9 protein-coding genes and 1 pseudogene are annotated in these 17468 nt (G+C 38.5%); 6 read left to right on the top strand and 4 right to left on the bottom strand.

Annotation, left to right across the window (positions count from 1 at the left end; all coding sequences use genetic code 11):
- Window positions 1–373 precede the first annotated feature (373 nt).
- The 3 genes from ADICYQ_RS22090 to ADICYQ_RS22080 all read left to right on the top strand — a co-directional run bounded on the left by ADICYQ_RS22090 (window position 374) and on the right by ADICYQ_RS22080 (window position 8403).
- Entirely contained in the window at window positions 374–3391 is a 3018-nt protein-coding gene (locus ADICYQ_RS22090) for a SusC/RagA family TonB-linked outer membrane protein (protein ID WP_020892667.1), read from the top strand.
- Window positions 3392–3402: 11 nt separating this feature from the next.
- Window positions 3403–5019, top strand: a complete 1617-nt coding sequence (locus ADICYQ_RS22085; protein WP_020892666.1) for a SusD/RagB family nutrient-binding outer membrane lipoprotein — start codon at window positions 3403–3405, stop codon at window positions 5017–5019.
- 120 nt (window positions 5020–5139) lie between these two features.
- Window positions 5140–8403: a VCBS repeat-containing protein gene (locus ADICYQ_RS22080; RefSeq protein WP_235114854.1), complete on the top strand. Its 3264-nt coding sequence runs from the start codon at window positions 5140–5142 to the stop codon at window positions 8401–8403.
- A gap of 71 nt (window positions 8404–8474) precedes the next feature.
- Here ADICYQ_RS22080 and ADICYQ_RS22075 read toward each other — a convergent pair whose 3' ends face one another.
- The 3 genes and pseudogenes from ADICYQ_RS22075 to ADICYQ_RS22065 form a co-directional block, all read right to left on the bottom strand.
- The gene (locus tag ADICYQ_RS22075) at window positions 8475–9569 is read right to left on the bottom strand and encodes a bile acid:sodium symporter family protein (protein ID WP_040417603.1); all 1095 of its coding nucleotides are present in this window, start codon (window positions 9567–9569) and stop codon (window positions 8475–8477) included.
- A gap of 6 nt (window positions 9570–9575) precedes the next feature.
- Window positions 9576–10647, bottom strand: a pseudogene (locus ADICYQ_RS22070) (bile acid:sodium symporter family protein).
- Between the two features lie 51 nt (window positions 10648–10698).
- A complete protein-coding gene (locus ADICYQ_RS22065) occupies window positions 10699–11166 on the bottom strand; it encodes a RidA family protein (protein WP_020892659.1) in 468 nt (155 codons plus the stop codon).
- Between the two features lie 612 nt (window positions 11167–11778).
- On the opposite strand from ADICYQ_RS22065, the gene ADICYQ_RS22060 reads away from it, so the two are divergent.
- The 3 genes from ADICYQ_RS22060 to ADICYQ_RS22050 all read left to right on the top strand — a co-directional run bounded on the left by ADICYQ_RS22060 (window position 11779) and on the right by ADICYQ_RS22050 (window position 16210).
- Window positions 11779–12711: an SMP-30/gluconolactonase/LRE family protein gene (locus tag ADICYQ_RS22060; RefSeq protein ID WP_020892658.1), complete on the top strand. Its 933-nt coding sequence runs from the start codon at window positions 11779–11781 to the stop codon at window positions 12709–12711.
- A gap of 30 nt (window positions 12712–12741) precedes the next feature.
- Window positions 12742–14907 carry a PAS domain S-box protein gene (locus tag ADICYQ_RS22055; protein ID WP_020892657.1) on the top strand — a complete coding sequence of 722 codons (2166 nt, stop codon included), beginning with the start codon at window positions 12742–12744 and terminating at the stop codon, window positions 14905–14907.
- A 262-nt stretch (window positions 14908–15169) separates the two neighbouring features.
- Complete coding sequence (locus ADICYQ_RS22050) at window positions 15170–16210, top strand: PAS domain-containing response regulator (protein ID WP_020892656.1); 1041 nt, start codon at window positions 15170–15172, stop codon at window positions 16208–16210.
- Window positions 16211–16330: 120 nt separating this feature from the next.
- Here the strand turns inward: ADICYQ_RS22050 and rffA are convergent, their stop codons facing one another.
- Window positions 16331–17467, bottom strand: coding sequence for a dTDP-4-amino-4,6-dideoxygalactose transaminase (gene rffA, locus ADICYQ_RS22045; RefSeq protein WP_020892655.1), 1137 nt, complete (start codon window positions 17465–17467; stop codon window positions 16331–16333).
- Between the last annotated feature and the right edge of the window lies 1 nt (window position 17468).

Genomic DNA, 17468 nt, shown 5'->3' with positions numbered 1-17468 from the left:
GGGGGTATTATTTTTAAATTAAATTATTTCAAAGGTAATAGGGTTGTATGAGCAAAATATTTTTCAGTATATTAGCGTCAAATCCACCCATTAATTATAATAACCTTTATTTAAATTCTTAATCCATTGAATGATTTATCGTCGTCATGACTTTAAAACTATTCAATAAATTATGAGTTAAGGCTAGGATTATGTTATTTGGGTATTTAGTTTGTCTCGGACTGTGTTCGAGGGGTATTGCTGGTATTCAGCGATTTTCAAGTAAAAATTAAACATTGGAAAAAATTTCCAATACTTATTTAATTAAATTTGTTCATTTACTTATGAAAAAAAGATTACTCGTTTTTTTCTGGCCTTGTTTACAATACAGGCAATGGCCCAGAATCGCACTGTCACGGGTACCGTGACTGATGCCGACGCTGATGCCCCTTTACCGGGAGTCAGCATATTGATAAAAGGATCCAGTACAGGAACCATCACTGACATGGATGGTAAATATACACTGGATGTTTCAGGTCCAACTGCAACTCTTATTTTCTCCTATTTAGGATATGGGAAAATGGAAAGAACAGTAGGAAACAATAGTGAAATTAATGTAGCTCTTGCAGGTGAAGAATCTGCTTTATCTGAAGTAGTAGTAACTGCTTTCGGTTTAGAGAGAGAAAAGAAAGCATTGACCTACACTACTCAAGAAGTTAATACTGAAGAGCTTACTCAAGCGAGAGAATTGAACGTTGTGAATTCTCTTTCTGGTAAAGTAGCTGGTCTTTCTATTAACCGTTCTGGTACTGGTGTTGGTGGTTCTACAAGGGTAGTATTAAGAGGTAACCGTTCCATTAGTGGAGACAGTCAACCTCTTTATATAGTGGATGGTGTTCCTGCTAAAGGAATCGAAACACTTAACCCTGATGATATTGCTAGTATAAACGTATTGAAAGGTCCAAACGCAGCGGCCCTTTATGGTAGCCGTGCAAATAACGGAGCGATTGTTGTAACTACTAAAAGAGGTTCAACTGATGGCTTCAAAGTTAGTTTGAACACTTCTTATATGTTTGATCAGCCTTTGATTTTGACTAACTATCAAAATGAATATGGTCAAGGAAGTAATGGCGTTTATTCTCCAACTTCTGAATTTTCTTGGGGTCCTGCCTTGGATGGTGCTACTGTAGCTCAGTGGTCTCCAGATCCTAATAGAACTTCTGAGTCTTACGCTTTTTCACCACAGCCAGATAATATTAACGACTTCTATCAAACAGGTCATAACTTCGCTACAACTTTAGCGGTCAGTGGTGGAAACGATAGAAATCAAACGTACTTCTCTTATACGTTTACTGATGCTGCAGGTGTTGTGCCTGATAATAATTTGGGAAGACACAGTATCAACTTAAGGATCACAAATAAATTGACAGATAAATTGACTTTAGATTCTAAAATCAATTATATCCGTCAGGACATTAACAACCAACTTGCTACAGGAGAAACATACAGTAATCCTAACAGACATATTGTAAGGTTGCCAAGAAATATTCGAACTGAAGACATTTCAAACTTTGAATATGTGAGTTCTACTGGACTAACACGTCAAAATTATTTCAATCCAGGATCAAACGGTGGAGCTAATCCTTACTGGACTTTAAATAGAAATGTTAGTACAGATAGTTTTGATAGAATCATTGCATTTACTTCTGCTAATTATGAGATTTCTGAAGGTTTAACCGTACTGGCTAGAGCATCTTTAGACCGTACTTTCGGTGTAGGTGAAGAAAAATGGTCTAATGACTCTTATATCATTGCACAAAACGGTAGATATACTGTAAGTCAGTCTGAAAGCATGGAAATCAACACAGACTTCTTGGTTTCTTACGAGAAAACTTTAAGTCAAGATTGGTATTTCAATATCAATGCTGGTGGTAACGCAAGGATCAATAGAAACTCCAGCTTAAGTTCTAATACTGGGCAGAACATGATTGTTCCTAATTTCTTTGCTTTGAGTAATACACAGCAAGTGGTTTCTTCTTACAGTGTAGGAAGTCCTAAGGATGTAAATTCACTTTATGGATTTGGTCAATTGGCATGGAAAAATGCAATCTTCCTTGACATTACTGCGAGAAATGACTGGTCTTCCACATTGCCAAGAGAGAACTGGTCTTTCTTCTACCCTTCTGTGGGTTTGAATGCCGTGATCTCTGATTTATTTGAATTCCCATCTTGGTTTACTTTTGCCAAGGCTAGAGGATCTTTTGCAGAAGTTGGTAATGATACCAATCCTTATTCTTTACAAAGAACTGCTGCTTTCGGAGCAGGTGGTATCGGCGGTTATGTGTCTTTGAGTACGCAATTGCCTAATACTAATTTACTTCCTGAAACTACACAATCTATAGAAGTAGGTACTGATCTTAGATTTTTGCAAAATCGTTTAGGAATTGATTTCACTTACTACAAGACGAACTCTTTTAATCAGTTATTTACTGTAGCCTTGCCTGTTGGTTCTGGTGCTTCAAGCTTTTTCACCAATGGTGGAGATGTGCAAAATGAAGGTATTGAAGTAGTGCTTAACATTACTCCAATGAGAAGAGCTGATTTCAACTGGAATATTACTGGTAACTTTGCCAGAAATACTTCAATGGTTAACGAAATCAATGACGAACGACCAAGTATCGTTGTAGGTAGTGATTTCTTAAGAGAATTTAGAATTGAAGAAGGCTTGCCTTTTGGAGAAGTATATTCTAGAGGTTATTTGAGAACTGATGATGGTGCTGTAATCATAGGAGAGAATGGTGTTCCATTAACTACTCCTGGTAAAACTGTAAGAGTTGCTAATTACAATCCTGTATGGACTGGTGGTATCCAAAATACCTTTAAATACAAAAACTTTACTGCTAACTTTACTATAGACTTCAGACAAGGTGGTAGTATTTCTTCCTTTACCAATGCTGTAGCTTATGCAGATGGTGTAACTGAAGAAACACTTCAAGGAAGAGATGGCGGTTTGATCTTTGGTGATAACTTCATGTCTGACGAAACTGCTGTAATGCAACTTGAGGATGGAACATACGCTCCTAACACCATAGAAACTACTGCAGAATTGTTCTGGGTAAATATGGGTGGTAGAAATGCTCCTATCGGAGAAGTATTCTCTGTATCTGCAACGAATATTAGGATGAGAGAAGCCGTTATTGGTTATGCTGTTCCTGCTAGTAAATTAGAAGGATTGCCAATAAACTCTGTTAGTGTTTCTTTCGTAGCCAGAAACTTGTTTTTCTTCCTAAACGAAGCTGGAAATATTGATCCAGATGTGACTACTGGAACATCTGCTTCGGCTGTAGGATTTGATTCCTTTGCACCGCCGACTGCCAGATCTTTTGGTTTTAATCTTAATTTAGGATTTTAAAAAATTTGAAGATGATAAAAATTTCTAAAATAGCAATGGGTTTATCCGTCGCAGCACTTTCACTAGGTGCCTGTACGGAAAACTTCGAAGAGTTGAACACCCGACCAGATGCACTAGTTGCAGACAATTTAGATATTGGTCTATTGGGGAACGCATTTGCGAATGCACAGGCTCGTGCCATGTACCTCGCTCCAGGAGGAGGAACCTCAGGCTTCCAGATTGCACAAAGTTTATTTGGTGACTTGTACTCTCAGTACTTTGCTACCACTCAGGTAAACTTTGATTCTGATCGTTATGTTCAGGTAGGTGGTTGGTCCAATAGTGCTTGGAGTTACTTCTACGGACAAGCCGCTCCGGTTATCCAATTTGTAGAAGAATTTACTGAAGCAAATGATCTTCCTGTAGAAAATGCCATAATTAAAGTTTGGAAAGTAGCGTCATACCATAGAATCACCGATTATTGGGGTCCTATTATTTATTCCAATTTTGGTAATGGTGAAACCAGTGTAGCTTATGATACTCAGGAAGATATTTACAAAGATTTCTTTGTAACATTGGATGAGGCAGTAGCTGTATTGAAACAAAACACTGGTTCAAGTGCTTTTGTTGGCCATGATCAGATATATGGTGGTTCTGTAGACAAATGGTTGACCTTTGCCAATACACTTAGGTTGAGATTGGCTATGAGGGTTAAGTTTGTAGAGCCTGCTTTGGCAAAAACTGAAGCTGAGAAAGCTGTAGCTGATGGTGTAATGGCCACAAATGCAGATGGTGCAGAAATTCTAACTACAATAAACTCTAGAAATCCTTATTGGATCATTACCAACTGGGGTGAGTACAGAATGAGTGCTTTGATGGAAAGTGTAATGGTGGGTTTTGAAGATCCAAGAACTGGTGTATTTTTCAGCGAAACTGTTGATTATGTAAACACTGGAGAAGGCATGCCTCACAAAGGTTTAAGAAATGGACTTACCAGAGAAGAATTGGGAACACCTAATTTGAATGATCTGAATTCAGATATGGGTACTATTTTCTTAAATGAAGGACGTGGCGGAAGTGCTGCTGGAGAGCCTTGGAGAGTACTTAGTGCTGCTGAAGCTCAGTTTTTGCTTGCAGAAGGTGCAGTTGAAGGATGGGCCATGGGCGGAACAGCTCAGGAGTTCTATGAAAAAGGAATTACCCTTTCTTTAACAGAACCAAGAATTGCAGCTTTACCGGCTACTGTTGATGCTTACATCAATAGCACTAATACACCTAGTGATGTATCGTATTCTTACAAACCTGAATGGAACATTGCTGCTATGTCAGATATCCCAGTTGCCTTCAAAACAGGAGGAACAAGTGAGGAACAATTAGAGCAAATTGGTACCCAAAAATGGATTGCCATTTATCCTGATGGTTGGGAAGCTTGGGCTGAGTTAAGGAGAACTAATTTCCCTAAACCTTTCCCTCGTTTAACATCTGATAACTTAGATGTAGCTAAAGATGAGGTGATGCCTAGGTTGATCTTCGTTTCAGGTGAATATTCCAATAACATTGAAGCTGTTGAAGCTGCTGAAGAGTTCCCTGAACTTGTAGGTGGAAACTTGAACAGCACCAAGCTTTGGTGGGATAAAAAAGTAGATTAATAAGAAAAATTTAATATAGATGAATAAAAAAGTGCCGTTTTAACGGCACTTTTTTTTAGTTTTATACCAAAATAAGAATGCGATGAAAAATTATTCTAAATCTCTGATACATCTTTTTTGTTGGCAAGCATTTTTTCATGCAAACAGGAAGATCCGAATGCTTTGTTTACAAAAGTTTCCTCATCTTCATCAGGGATTTCGTTTAAGAATTTGGTAAAAGAATCAGATGCCTTCAATGTGCTTACCTACGGTTATTTTTATCAAGGTGGAGGAGTAGCTGTTGGCGATATTAACAATGATGGTTTGCCTGACATTTACTTTACAGGTAATATGATGGCCAGCAAACTTTATTTGAATAAAGGCGATTTTGAATTTGAAGACATCACTTCTCAAGCTGGTGTCGAAGCAGCAGGTTTGTGGAATACTGGTACTACCATGGCTGATGTAAATGGAGATGGACTTTTAGATATTTATATATGCAGATCAGCTGCCAAGGATCCAGAGAGACGTACAAATCAGCTGTATATCAATCAGGGTGACCTCACTTTCGTAGAAGCTGCAAAAGATTATGGCTTAGATGACCCTGGATATTCAACTCAAGCTTCTTTTTTCGACTATGACAATGATGGAGATTTGGACATGTTCCTTCTCAATCATTCCACCCAGGAATATGCTGGCTTCAGCAGGATAGATGGTTCTTTTAAATCCAGAACCGGAGATTTTTTAGGCGATAGATTGTATAGAAATGACAATGGTCAATTTGTAGACATCACGAAAGAAAGTGGCATTATTGACAATGTGCTGGGCTTCGGCCTTGCAGTTACAGTAAGTGATTATGACAATGATGGCTGGCTAGATATCTATGTTAGCAATGATTATAACGAAGAAGATTACCTCTATTACAACCAAAAAGATGGCACTTTTAAAGAGGCATTGAGAGGCCATATGGGGCACGTATCACTATTTTCTATGGGGGCAGATGCAGCAGACATGAACAATGACCTGTTGCCTGACTTGCTCACAATGGACATGATGCCGGAATTTAATTTCAACCAGAAGGCAATGCTAGGGCCTGAGAATTATGGTAAATACAGTGAATTATTGAATAAGGGTTTTTATCCGCAAAGCATGCGCAACATGTTCCAGCTCAATCAAGGAGATGGAAACTTTGTGGAAATTGCTCAGTACAGTGGAGTGGCACATACCGATTGGAGTTGGGCAGTTTTGGCCGCAGACTTTGACAATGATGGCTGGAAAGATATTTTTATCAGCAATGGTTACGCCCGTAATTACCTGGACATGGATTTTATGAATTACGTGGTAGATGCGCGGATAAAAGCCAATCAGACTGGAAAAGAAGAAGCATTAATGGAACTGATCGATAAGATGCCTCCGATTTATGTTAGAAATTATTTGTACCATAATCAAGGCAACTTAAAATTTGAAAACAAAGCCAAAGAATGGGGTTTGGAAGAAGAAACCGTTTCCAATGCCGCTGCTTATGCAGACCTAGATGGAGATGGTGATTTGGATCTTATCGTCTGTCATACCAATGACCCTGTAACGGTCTTTAGAAACAATAGCGAAAGGTTATCCAACCATTCCTTCCTTAAAGTCAGACTAAAAGGAACAGGTTTGAATAGTAAAGGTATAGGCACCAAAGTATTGGTCTATTCAAATGGTAACCAATATCATCAGGAACTAATACCTACCAGGGGCTATCAATCTTCTGTAGACCAGGAATTGGTTTTTGGTTTAGGAGAAAATTCAAGCATAGATAGCTTACAGGTATTTTGGCCGACAGGCGAAACCCAAACCATAGCTCAGGTTTCGGTTAATCAAACAATACTACTGGATCAGTCAGAGGGTCAATTACAAGAGTTGGCGAAAAAAGAGACTCCCAAATTACTGGAAGAAGTAACCGGAGCCTTAGGTATTACTTATACCCATCAGGAAACCAATTTCCTAGATTTTTCTCAGGACAGATTAATGCCCAATAGTATGGGAGCTATGGGGCCTAAATTGGCCATCGCTGATGTTAATGGCGATAAACTAGAGGATTTATATATTGGAGGAGGAAAAGACCAGGCAGCAGTGTTGTATGTGCAAAATTCCCAAGGTAAATTCTCTGAAAGTAAACAAGCGGCTTTTGAAGCAGACAGTCGTTATACTGACACTGATGCGCTTTGGCTGGATGCAAATGGAGATGGTTACCTTGATCTATATGTAGTAAGTGGAGGCACTGATCATCCAAAAGAAAGTGACTTGTACCAGGACAGGCTTTACATCAATGACGGTAGAGGTAATTTTAAAAGAAATATTTCAGCACTTCCTCAGATGGCGGTAAGTGGCGGAGCAGTTGCCAGCAGCGATTTCAATGGGGATGGTTTGCCTGATTTGTTCGTAGGGGGACGCTATCTTCCAGGCAATTATCCGGAAGCTCCGCGAAGTTATTTGTTGGAGAATGATGGAAAAGGTAGCTTTAAAGATGTCACACAGGAATACAACCCAGCGTTGATGGTACCGGGCTTGGTGAGCGATGCTTGCTTTGTAGACACCAATGGGGATGGCAAATCAGAATTGGTTATTGCTGGAGAATGGATGGGTATTCAGATATACAGCCTTGAAGGAAAGCAATTTGTAGCCAAGCATACCGCACTAACCGAGGCGACAAAGGGATGGTGGTTAAGCCTGTATCCAACAGATCTTGATGGAGATGGAGATTTGGATCTCTTGGCTGGTAATTATGGAGAGAACCTTGTTTACAAGGCCAATACCGAACAACCCTTACAGGTGGTATACAAAGACTTTGACAACAATGGAAGAACAGACCCTATACTTACCTATTATAAAGCAGATACAAGTTCATTTGCCTTTAGTAGGGATGAAATAATCGGACAATTGCCTAAATTGAAAGGGGAATTTATGGATTATAAATCGTTTGCAGAAGTAAGCGTGGAAGACCTTTTCGGTTCATTAGATCTAAATGGAGCCGATACGCTTCAGGCAGAAAGTTTATCTTCAATTGCTTTAATCAATGATGGAAAAGGTAATTTCACCACAGATAAATTACCGATGGAGTTGCAGCTTTCTCCTCTGTTTGCAATGAATAAAGCCTTAATTCCTGCAGACAATCAGTCAATTTTACTAACTGGAGGTAACATTAGGAAGACCCGTGTAAGCACAGGTCAGTTGGATGCCAATCCAGGATTTGTATTTAATATAGATGCACAAAATGCTAAGCTAAAGGCAATCCCTGCAGCAAAAGCTGGTTTATTCTTTCAAAAAGAGGTCAGGGATATTCAAACCATTAAGGTAGCTGGGGAAACCTACTTTGTTTATTCCTTCAATAATTCAGCAGTACGTGTGTTTAAACTTCGATAGTTTATCGGGATTTGTCAAAAAATTTCATTTAGAGATTCCTTCCAATAAGCAAAGACGAGAAAATAAATGATCTATTTTCTCGTCTTTACTTTTGGCTCGTTTTTATGCCAGTAAGAAGCGAGTACAGATCCGGTAATGTTCATAATGATGCTAAAGACAGCAGGAGCCAAACCCACGGTGGCTAATTTTCCCATTTCCTTGGCAAGAGCACCAGCCATGCCGCCATTTTGAAGCCCCACTTCTAGCGCGATGGTCCTTGAATCTCTTTCATCCAGGCCAAGGGCTTTGCTTGCAGAATACCCGAGAAGGTAGCCCACTATATTGTGAAGGAGAACAAGTCCTAATAGTATAAATCCAATATCCATTAAATTGTCCCGTCCTGAGGCGGTGATGAGAACGATTACAATGGCGACGACAACCATTGAAAGTGTAGGCATTACTTTTTGTAGAAAGCTTATTCTATTACGGAACAGGTGGTTAACCAATAAGCCCGCCCCAATTGGAATGATGACCATTTTAACGATGCTCCACATCATGACTCCGACATTAATTTCTATCATTGAGCCTGCCAGCCATTTCATTAAAAATGGCGTAGCAAATGGCGCCAACAAGGTAGACATGGCAGTGATCGTTATCGACAGTGCAAGGTTGGCTTTGGCCAGGTAGCTAATTACATTGGAGGCTACGCCACTGGGGGAGCAGCCGACCAGAATGATGCCAGCAGCAATTTCTATAGGTAATCCGCTCCAATGAGCGATGGCCCATCCTGATAAAGGCATCAAGGTCAATTGACATACCAAGCCTATAAATACACCCTTTGGATTTTTGCCAATTTGAACAAAATCCTTAACCGCCATTGCAGTACCCATTCCAAACATAATGAATTGGATAAGTGGGGTAATCAATTGGCTAAGGGCATACCCTTTATAAAAAATGAAAGGTTGTGGATAGTAAAGTGCCAGGGTGGCGGCACCGAATATCATCACCGTATAGGTGTAGCCTTTAAGTTTTGGGTTTAAGTTAAATGCAATGCCTAACAATACCATAAATCCTATCAGGAATGGACCTGATGGCCCGTAATTCCCTGATAGGATTAGGTAGAAATATAGTACAAGCAGCAGCATTGCTGATAGCAATAACAGCCGAAATAAAACGAGCTTTTTCAAAAGCGTCTATTCTTTTATTGGCTTTCTATGCCAATAGGAGGCAAGTACGGATCCGGTAATGTTCATTAAAGGACCAAAAACGGCAGGTGCTAAACCAATTGTAGCAAGTTTGCCCATTTCCTTGGCCAGGCCTGAGGCCAGTCCACCATTTTGCATACCGACTTCTAAAGCGACAGTTCGTGCGTCTCTTTCTGAAAGACCCAGCCATTTGCTGATCCAAAATCCAAGATTGTATCCCATAACATTGTGGATAAATACAAGAACAATCAGTATACCACCGATATCTAGAAGGCTATCTCTTCCAGCAGCAGTAATGATAACGATAATTACACCTATCCCTGCCATTGATACTATTGGCATTGCGTCATCTAACCATTTGGCTTTTCCACTAAGAACTCTATTGAAAATGAGTCCAGCTCCAATAGGGATGATGACCATTTTGATAATGCTCCACATCATGTCCAGCACATCTATCTCCACAAATTGGCCCGCCAATAACTTCATTAACAATGGTGTTAAAAAAGGGGGCTAAAAGGGTAGAAATGGCAGTAATTGTAATTGATAAGGCCAAATTTGCTTTGGCCAGGTAACTCATAACATTAGATGCAAGCCCACTGGGCGAGCAGCCAATTAGAATCAAACCTGCGGCAATCTCAGCAGGAAAATTACTTAAACTTGCCAGGATAAAACCTGTAATAGGCATGATGGTGAATTGGCTCAGTAAACCAATAAATACCCCTTTAGGCATTTTTATCACCCCTGCAAAGTCTTTAAATGCCATGGATGTTCCCATTCCAAACATGATTATTTGGATAAGGGGTGTAATGAGATTACTGTAAGTGTAACCTTTGTACTCTACAAAATATTCAGGGTAGTACATGGCTGCAGTAACCCCTGCAAATATCATGGTGGTGTAAGTAAAACCTTTGAGTTTTTCGAATCCTCGAAAGCCTATACCCATTAAAACAAAAAACAGTATTAATGGTATTGCTGCATGCTCAATATTGCCGGGAATAATAAATACTAAAGCTAAGAGCAGGCACAAAATGCCTGCTCCAATTAGTGATTTGAAAATCATTTCTTTTTTCAAGGTAATCGGGTTAACGGGTTATAAGCTTGATTTGACCTTTTAAATGTAAGCAATACAATCCATTTCCACTAAGGAGTCTCCTGGTACACCTCCATAAGTCGCAACAGTAGTTCTTACTGGTGGCTTACTTCCGAACCTGCCTCTAAAGATTTCATTCATGCCTTTGTAATCACTTAGGTCATGTAGGTAAACATTTACTTTAAGTACCTTATCCATAGAGCTACCTGCTTTAATGAGCTCTTTTTCTAGTTCTTTTAATACATGATCAGTATGGGCTTTAATATCGCCATCAAAGTGGGCACCTTTACCCGCGATATACACTGTATTTCCTTGTTTGGTTGCACCAGAAAACAATGGTACGTCCTGCTCTTCTACAATGCTGAATGCTTCTTTTTCGGTGCTTTGTGAAACACTAGTGTTTGCTTTGGCAACAGCGCTTATTCCTGCCACTCCAGCAAGTGAAGCAAAGATTTTTTTGATCGTATTTCTTCTTTTCATCTTTTCCATGATTGTAGATATAGGTTTAGTTTTCGTATTATGTACATTGAATATATAGGAATAATATTTTTTCTCCAAATGTAATGGGATGAACCCCAACTTTAACTTTTTTGTGGGCCTAAATGATTGATGAGAAAGTGGGTTATGTGTGGATTAAACAGTAAATTTTGAAGGGCTGGAGGGATTTTAAAAAGCGCAACGGCTACTGCCTATTTTGGATTTAATTTTTGAGATCATTACATATGCTGTTGAAAATCAGTTAGATTAAGAGTTATCCCAAATGTCCCTGGTAAGTTTCAACAATCCTTGTTTGTGATTTTCCCAAGTGAGAATAGGCTAACAGTAAAAATGGTTTACCAGGTTCTTTACAATTCTCAAAATGGTATAAATTTTATGACCATTGGTTTCAACATCTAAGGATAATTTTTGAATAATGCCGGGAATATTTTTAATAGAAAACAGGTAAAAAAAGGTTATCCCTGATCCTTAAAAATAGTCATGGATAAAGAACTTTTATCTGTCAAAAAATAAATATATTCGCATGAAATCTATTTTATTTTACTCGAATCCTTGTAATCATAGAATAATACATATATTTTTATTTTTAACCTATATTTAGAAATGGTAATAAATCATATTAATCATTGGGTCTTTGTGCTTTTATTAGTCGGTGCAGGAGCCTGTTCATCCAAATCATCTGAAACCGAAATTAAGGAAATGAGTAGCGTAGATACATTGTATAAAAGTCAGCCTTTTACTTCAAATAGTGAGTTTACTGGAGGGATAGAAGGACCGGCGGTTGATAAGAACGGTGTGCTTTATGTCGTTAATTTTGAGAAGCAAGGTACCATTGGTAAAGTAACCCCTGATGGAAAAGCGTCTTTGTTCGTTAACTTACCTGAAGGCAGTACTGGGAATGGCATTCGTTTCAATAGTAAAGGAGAAATGTTGATCGCCGATTATACAGGGCATAATGTGCTTAAAGTGGACATGGAATCTTTAGCCATTTCTGTTTATGCCCATCATGATGAATTGAATCAGCCAAATGACATTGCCATAATGGACAATGACATTGTATTTGCCAGCGACCCGGATTGGAAAAATAGCAAAGGTCAAATTTGGAGGGTAGGACTTGATGGAAAGTTTGTGCTTTTGGAAACGGACATGGGAACGACTAACGGAATCGAAGTGAGTCCGGACAACAAAACCCTCTATGTCAATGAATCTGTTCAACGTACTGTTTGGGCATATGACCTGAATGAAGAGGGTGAAATTTCAAACAAGCGATTGATTCATACTTTTGAAGATTTTGGCATGGATGGAATGAGAGTTGATACTGATGGAGATCTTTATGTGACTAGACACGGTAAGGGAACAGTTGCAAAGTTGTCACCAAAGGGAGATTTGCTTGAGGAAATTAAAATGACTGGAGAAAAACCATCTAATATAGCTTTTGGTGGATCAGATGGTAGAACGGCTTACGTGACATTGCAAGACAATGGGAATATTGACACTTTTTTAGTTGAGAAGCCTGGTCGGGAATTTGTGAAATAAAATAGTTTTTTTTAATAGGAGAGACATGAAATGCCAGCTTATGAAGCAGATAATCAACGTTGGTCTGAAGTAATTACTCATTGTGATATAGCTGCCTGGGAAATTGATCCAGGCAGCCTCACAATGAAATTTTCTTCCTATGGCCAGGAAATTTTTAAACTTAGGAATACTGATTCAATTTCTCTCTCAGCTTTTTTAGAGAAGGTCCAGTCTCCTTATATTGAGGTGCTTTCTAATCATTTCGGTAGGCTCACAAAAGAGAGCAAACCTTTTTTTGATACAATATACCTCAATGATCTGACCTGCATTAGAATTAAAGGACGTGAAATTCATGAAGGATCAGAAACAAGGTTTATAGGTACTGTAGAAATCATTTATTCAAATGATCAAAAAAAACCTTTAGCTTCAAAATTAGGCATCTCAGAAGGTCATTATAAATTGTTTTTTGACTTTAATCCTATGCCCATTTTTATTTGGGAGTATGATACCCTTAAAATTGTCGATTGCAACAACCAGGCATTAATAAAATACGGCTATTCCAAAGAGGAATTTTTGAATTTGAATATTAAAGATATTCGGCCCTCTGAAGAGGCTCTATTGGTTAATAGTTTTATTATTGAAGAGTTAAAAGACAAAGGAGGGCATCATCGGGTTTGCCGGCATGTAACAAAATCTGGAGAAATCTTTATCGCTAAAGTGTTGGGTTATTATGTGAATATCGATGGCAATAATTGTTCGATGGAGCTAATAACCGATTTTACGGATCAGTTTGAGGGGGAACAACAGCTTTTGGAAAGTGTGAACGAACTTTCTGACTATAGGTTTGCCTTGGATGAATCCTGTCTTGTGATGATTCTCAATCACAAACAAAAAGTTGAGTACTTAAACCTGAAATTTCAAGAAGTTTCAGGTTATCAATACCAGGAAATAGTTGGAGATTTACCTAATGCCGTCTATGAAGAAAATGAAGCCCTGAAAGACTGTCTTGATGCCGTTACTGAAGGTAAAATCTGGAGAGGAGAACTGAAAGGTTTAAAAAGCAATGGCGGTGTTTTTTGGGTTGATACCGTAATTACACCTTTTAAAAATAGTAAAGGTAAAACCTACCAATACATTTGGGTAGGCTATGATATTACTGAGAAAAAGCAAGCAGAGGAATCGCTCTTTAAGGAGCGTTTTTTATTAAGAACGATCATTGACAATTTACCGATACATATTTATGTAAAAGACATAAATGGTAAGCATATCGTTAACAATAAATTCCAATATGAGAATTTTCTTAGTGCCACATCAGAAGAGGTCACCCTGGGAAAAACGGTGTTTGATTATTTTCCTGAAGAGGTAGCAAATAGAATGGCAGAAATTGACCGTCAAATTATTGAGGGGGGGCAATCATCCATGAATTTGGAAGAATACTATTATGATGCCAATGGCAAGATTACCTGGCTACTTACCAATAAAGTGGCACTTAGAGATGCCTCAGGTAAAGTTGTTGGATTAGTGGGTATGACAAAAGATGTGACGGATAGAAAACATGAGGAAGAAACCCTAAAGAATTTAAATCAAGAGTTAATTAAAAAGGCAAGAGAGCTTGAGCAGTCTAATGAGGAACTTGAGCAGTTTGCTTACATCGCCTCACATGATTTGCAGGAGCCATTACGGATGATAACAGGGTTTCTTAGTCTGTTGGAAAAAAACTATTCAGATGTACTGGATGAAAGAGGAGCGAAATACATGTACTTCGTGGTAGATGGGGCGACTAGGATGAAAGCCATTATCATGGATTTATTGACCTATTCAAGAGTAGGAAGAATGGAGGAAAAAATTAAAGAGACGGATCTTGCAGCAGTTGTTTCAGATGTTTTGAATCTTCAACAAACCCTTATTTCCCAAAAGGGGGCTGAAATAACAGTTGGGCCACTACCAACATTAAGGATTCCAGTATCTCCCATCATTCAGGTCTTTCAAAACCTGATCAATAATTCTCTTAAATACCAAGCGGACGGAGTAAATCCTAAAATCAGTGTTTCAGCTAAAGAAAAGGATGCCTTTTGGGAGTTTTATGTGAAAGACAATGGAATTGGCATTCCTGAAAGCTCAAAGGACAAGGTTTTTATTCTGTTCTCCAGACTTCATTCTAAAAGCAAATATTCTGGCACTGGTATAGGTTTGGCCATGTGCAAAAAAAATTATTGAGAACCTGGGGGGTAGTATTGGATTTCAATCCAAAGATGGTGCAGGGTCTACCTTTTATTTTACTGTACCTAAGGTACTTTCATAAAACAATAAGACTTTCGAATAGGTAAACTAAGATTTGATTTTAGTTTTATTCTTAGATATGAAGCCCATTGATTGTATTTATTGTAAGAATTGGCGTAATTAATAAGGTTATTAATTTTATGTGGCTAAAATTTAATTAAGGACTTTATCTGAAAATATTTTTATATAGAATTTGACGATGGATCAGGAAGGGTATCATTTATTATTGGTTGAGGATAATTTGGGCGATGTATTTCTAATTGAAGAATACCTTCATGAAAAAATTCTTAATCTAAAGCTTACCGTTACAAATACTTTTGGAGAGGCCCAGGAAAAACTAACTGATGAGGACCTTCATTTTGATGGTATAATTTTAGATTTGACCTTACCTGATTTGCAAGGTGAAGCTTTGATTTTAAAAATAAAGGAACTTGCAGGTGATACAAGTATCGTAGTACTTACGGGCTATTCTAATATAGAATTTGGAATGAAATCGCTTTCTCTGGGCGTGTCAGATTACCTATTGAAAGATGAATTATCACCTACTTCCCTTTACAAAAGTATTATTTACAGTATTGGGCGAAGTAGGATTTCAAAACAATTGAAACATTCTGAATTGAAATACAAGGAGTTATTTCATCTCAGTCCTCAGCCGATGTATCTTTATAACCTATCGACATTAGCGTTTATGGATGTCAATAAGGCGGCCATCGATCATTACGGTTATGCCAAAGAAGAGTTTTTACAAATGAACCTGAAACAGATTCGGCCAGAACTTGAAGTACCAAGGCTGGAAAGAATGATAAATAATATTAGGTCCGGAAAGGTAAACAATGGACCCAAAATTTTTACCCATCAAAAGAAGAACGGCGAAATTATTACGGTAGAAATTAAAAGTAGCTTGATTGATCATGAAGGTGTAAAAGCAGAGGTAGTGCTTGCAAATGATATTACTGAACGCATGCAGTACATCAAGGCCATAGAAGACCAAAATAAGCGGCTACAGGAGATTGCCTGGATGCAATCCCATGTTGTAAGAGCTCCTTTGGCGCGATTGATGAGTTTGGTAATGGCTGAGGAGACTCTCGAAGAAGATTTTGGAAAGGTAAACTACCGTAAAATGATAATGGATTCTGCAGAAGAGTTAGATGAAATTATTAGAGATATAGTGAAAAAGACGGATAAGGTTAGCTTAGAAGCTAAAAAGAAAGAAAAATACGATCAAAGTTCTGAGATGTAGAAAGACTAGCACCTGGTCTCTCAATGAAGCTCCAATTTTTAATCGGCCTGAATTTCTCAAATTACCAAATCCTGATTCGCTTAATAACTTTTTATAAACGTTCAAATGCAGGTTAAATCTTTATGAAGAGATCAGTTCTCTTAAATTTTCAGTGTCCAGATCAGTGTAAAGAGGGAATCTAATTAACCTTTCGCTGTATTTATCTGCCTGTATTAAATGCTGTCTTTGACCTTGACCCACTAGGGATAAATTATAAGGACTAGCGTGAAGGCTTTGGTAATGAAATACAGCTAAAATGCCTTTCTGCCTAAGGTGGTTCAATAACTCGTCTCGCTGTTTTAAGCTTTTTGCCAACCCATAAAACAAATGAAAATTATGAATGGAATGACTGGGGATATTCATCCAGTCTAAGTCATAATGAGCCAATAGATTTGGCAGATTGTTTTGCTGCCAATTCCAGATTTTCTCCCTCTTTTCTTGAATTGCATCCATTTCTTCTAGCTGCGCCCATAGCCAGGCAGCATTAATTTCTGATGGTGCGAAAGCACTTCCAAGGCTAACCCATTCGTATTTTTTCCTTTGCCCGCTTATAAAAGCTTTTTTGTTGGTGCCCCTGTTCCATACTTCATCTGCCTTTTCTAAAAAGTTGGCGTCATTGACCACGAGCATTCCACCCTCCCCACAGCTGATGTTTTTGGTTTCGTGAAAAGAGAAAGTAGCAAAGTGTCCAAATGAACCCAATGGTTTGGGATTTTTATCCGCCCCCAGATAGTAACTGTCAATGGCTGCAGCGGCATCCTCAATCAAAAATAAATTGTGCTTTTTGGTAATTGATGTTAGCAGATCCATGTCGCAGGCGATGCCACCATAATGGACGGCCACAATCGCCCGTGTTTTGTCATTTATCAAATGCTCTAGCTGCAGTTCGTCGATTCCGGGATAATCTGACCTGCTATCGACAAATACAATTTTACAGCCTCTAAGCGCAAAAGCATTGGCAGTACTTACATAGGTATAACTAGGGACTATTAATTCGTCTCCAGGCTTAAGATCCATTAACAGGGCCGCCATTTCCAAGGCCTGGGTACAAGAGTGAGTCAGGTAGGCTTTCCCAAAGCCATACTTCTTTTCGAAAAATTGTTGGCACTTATTGGTGTATTTTCCATCAGCAGCCAATTTGCCCTCTTTACATGCATCCTGAATGTACTGCCATTCATTTCCTGTCGAAAAAGGACTGTTAAAAGGAATGGAAAGCATA

It is taken from the genome of Cyclobacterium qasimii M12-11B (genome assembly GCF_000427295.1).
Classification (GTDB): Bacteria; Bacteroidota; Bacteroidia; order Cytophagales; family Cyclobacteriaceae; genus Cyclobacterium; species Cyclobacterium qasimii.
Note: the sequence above shows the minus strand (reverse complement) of the source record. Positions and strands in the feature narration are given on the sequence as shown.

Excerpts from the sequence above, each read along its gene's own strand:
- ADICYQ_RS22090 (WP_020892667.1), top strand. The coding sequence starts at position 374 with ATGGCCCAGAATCGCACTGTCACGGGTACCGTGACTGATGCCGACGCT.
- ADICYQ_RS22085 (WP_020892666.1), top strand. The coding sequence starts at position 3,403 with ATGATAAAAATTTCTAAAATAGCAATGGGTTTATCCGTCGCAGCACTT.
- ADICYQ_RS22065 (WP_020892659.1), bottom strand. The coding sequence starts at position 11,166 with ATGGAAAAGATGAAAAGAAGAAATACGATCAAAAAAATCTTTGCTTCA.
- ADICYQ_RS22060 (WP_020892658.1), top strand. The coding sequence starts at position 11,779 with ATGGTAATAAATCATATTAATCATTGGGTCTTTGTGCTTTTATTAGTC.
- ADICYQ_RS22055 (WP_020892657.1), top strand. The coding sequence starts at position 12,742 with ATGCCAGCTTATGAAGCAGATAATCAACGTTGGTCTGAAGTAATTACT.
- ADICYQ_RS22050 (WP_020892656.1), top strand. The coding sequence starts at position 15,170 with ATGGATCAGGAAGGGTATCATTTATTATTGGTTGAGGATAATTTGGGC.
- rffA (WP_020892655.1), bottom strand. The coding sequence starts at position 17,467 with ATGCTTTCCATTCCTTTTAACAGTCCTTTTTCGACAGGAAATGAATGG.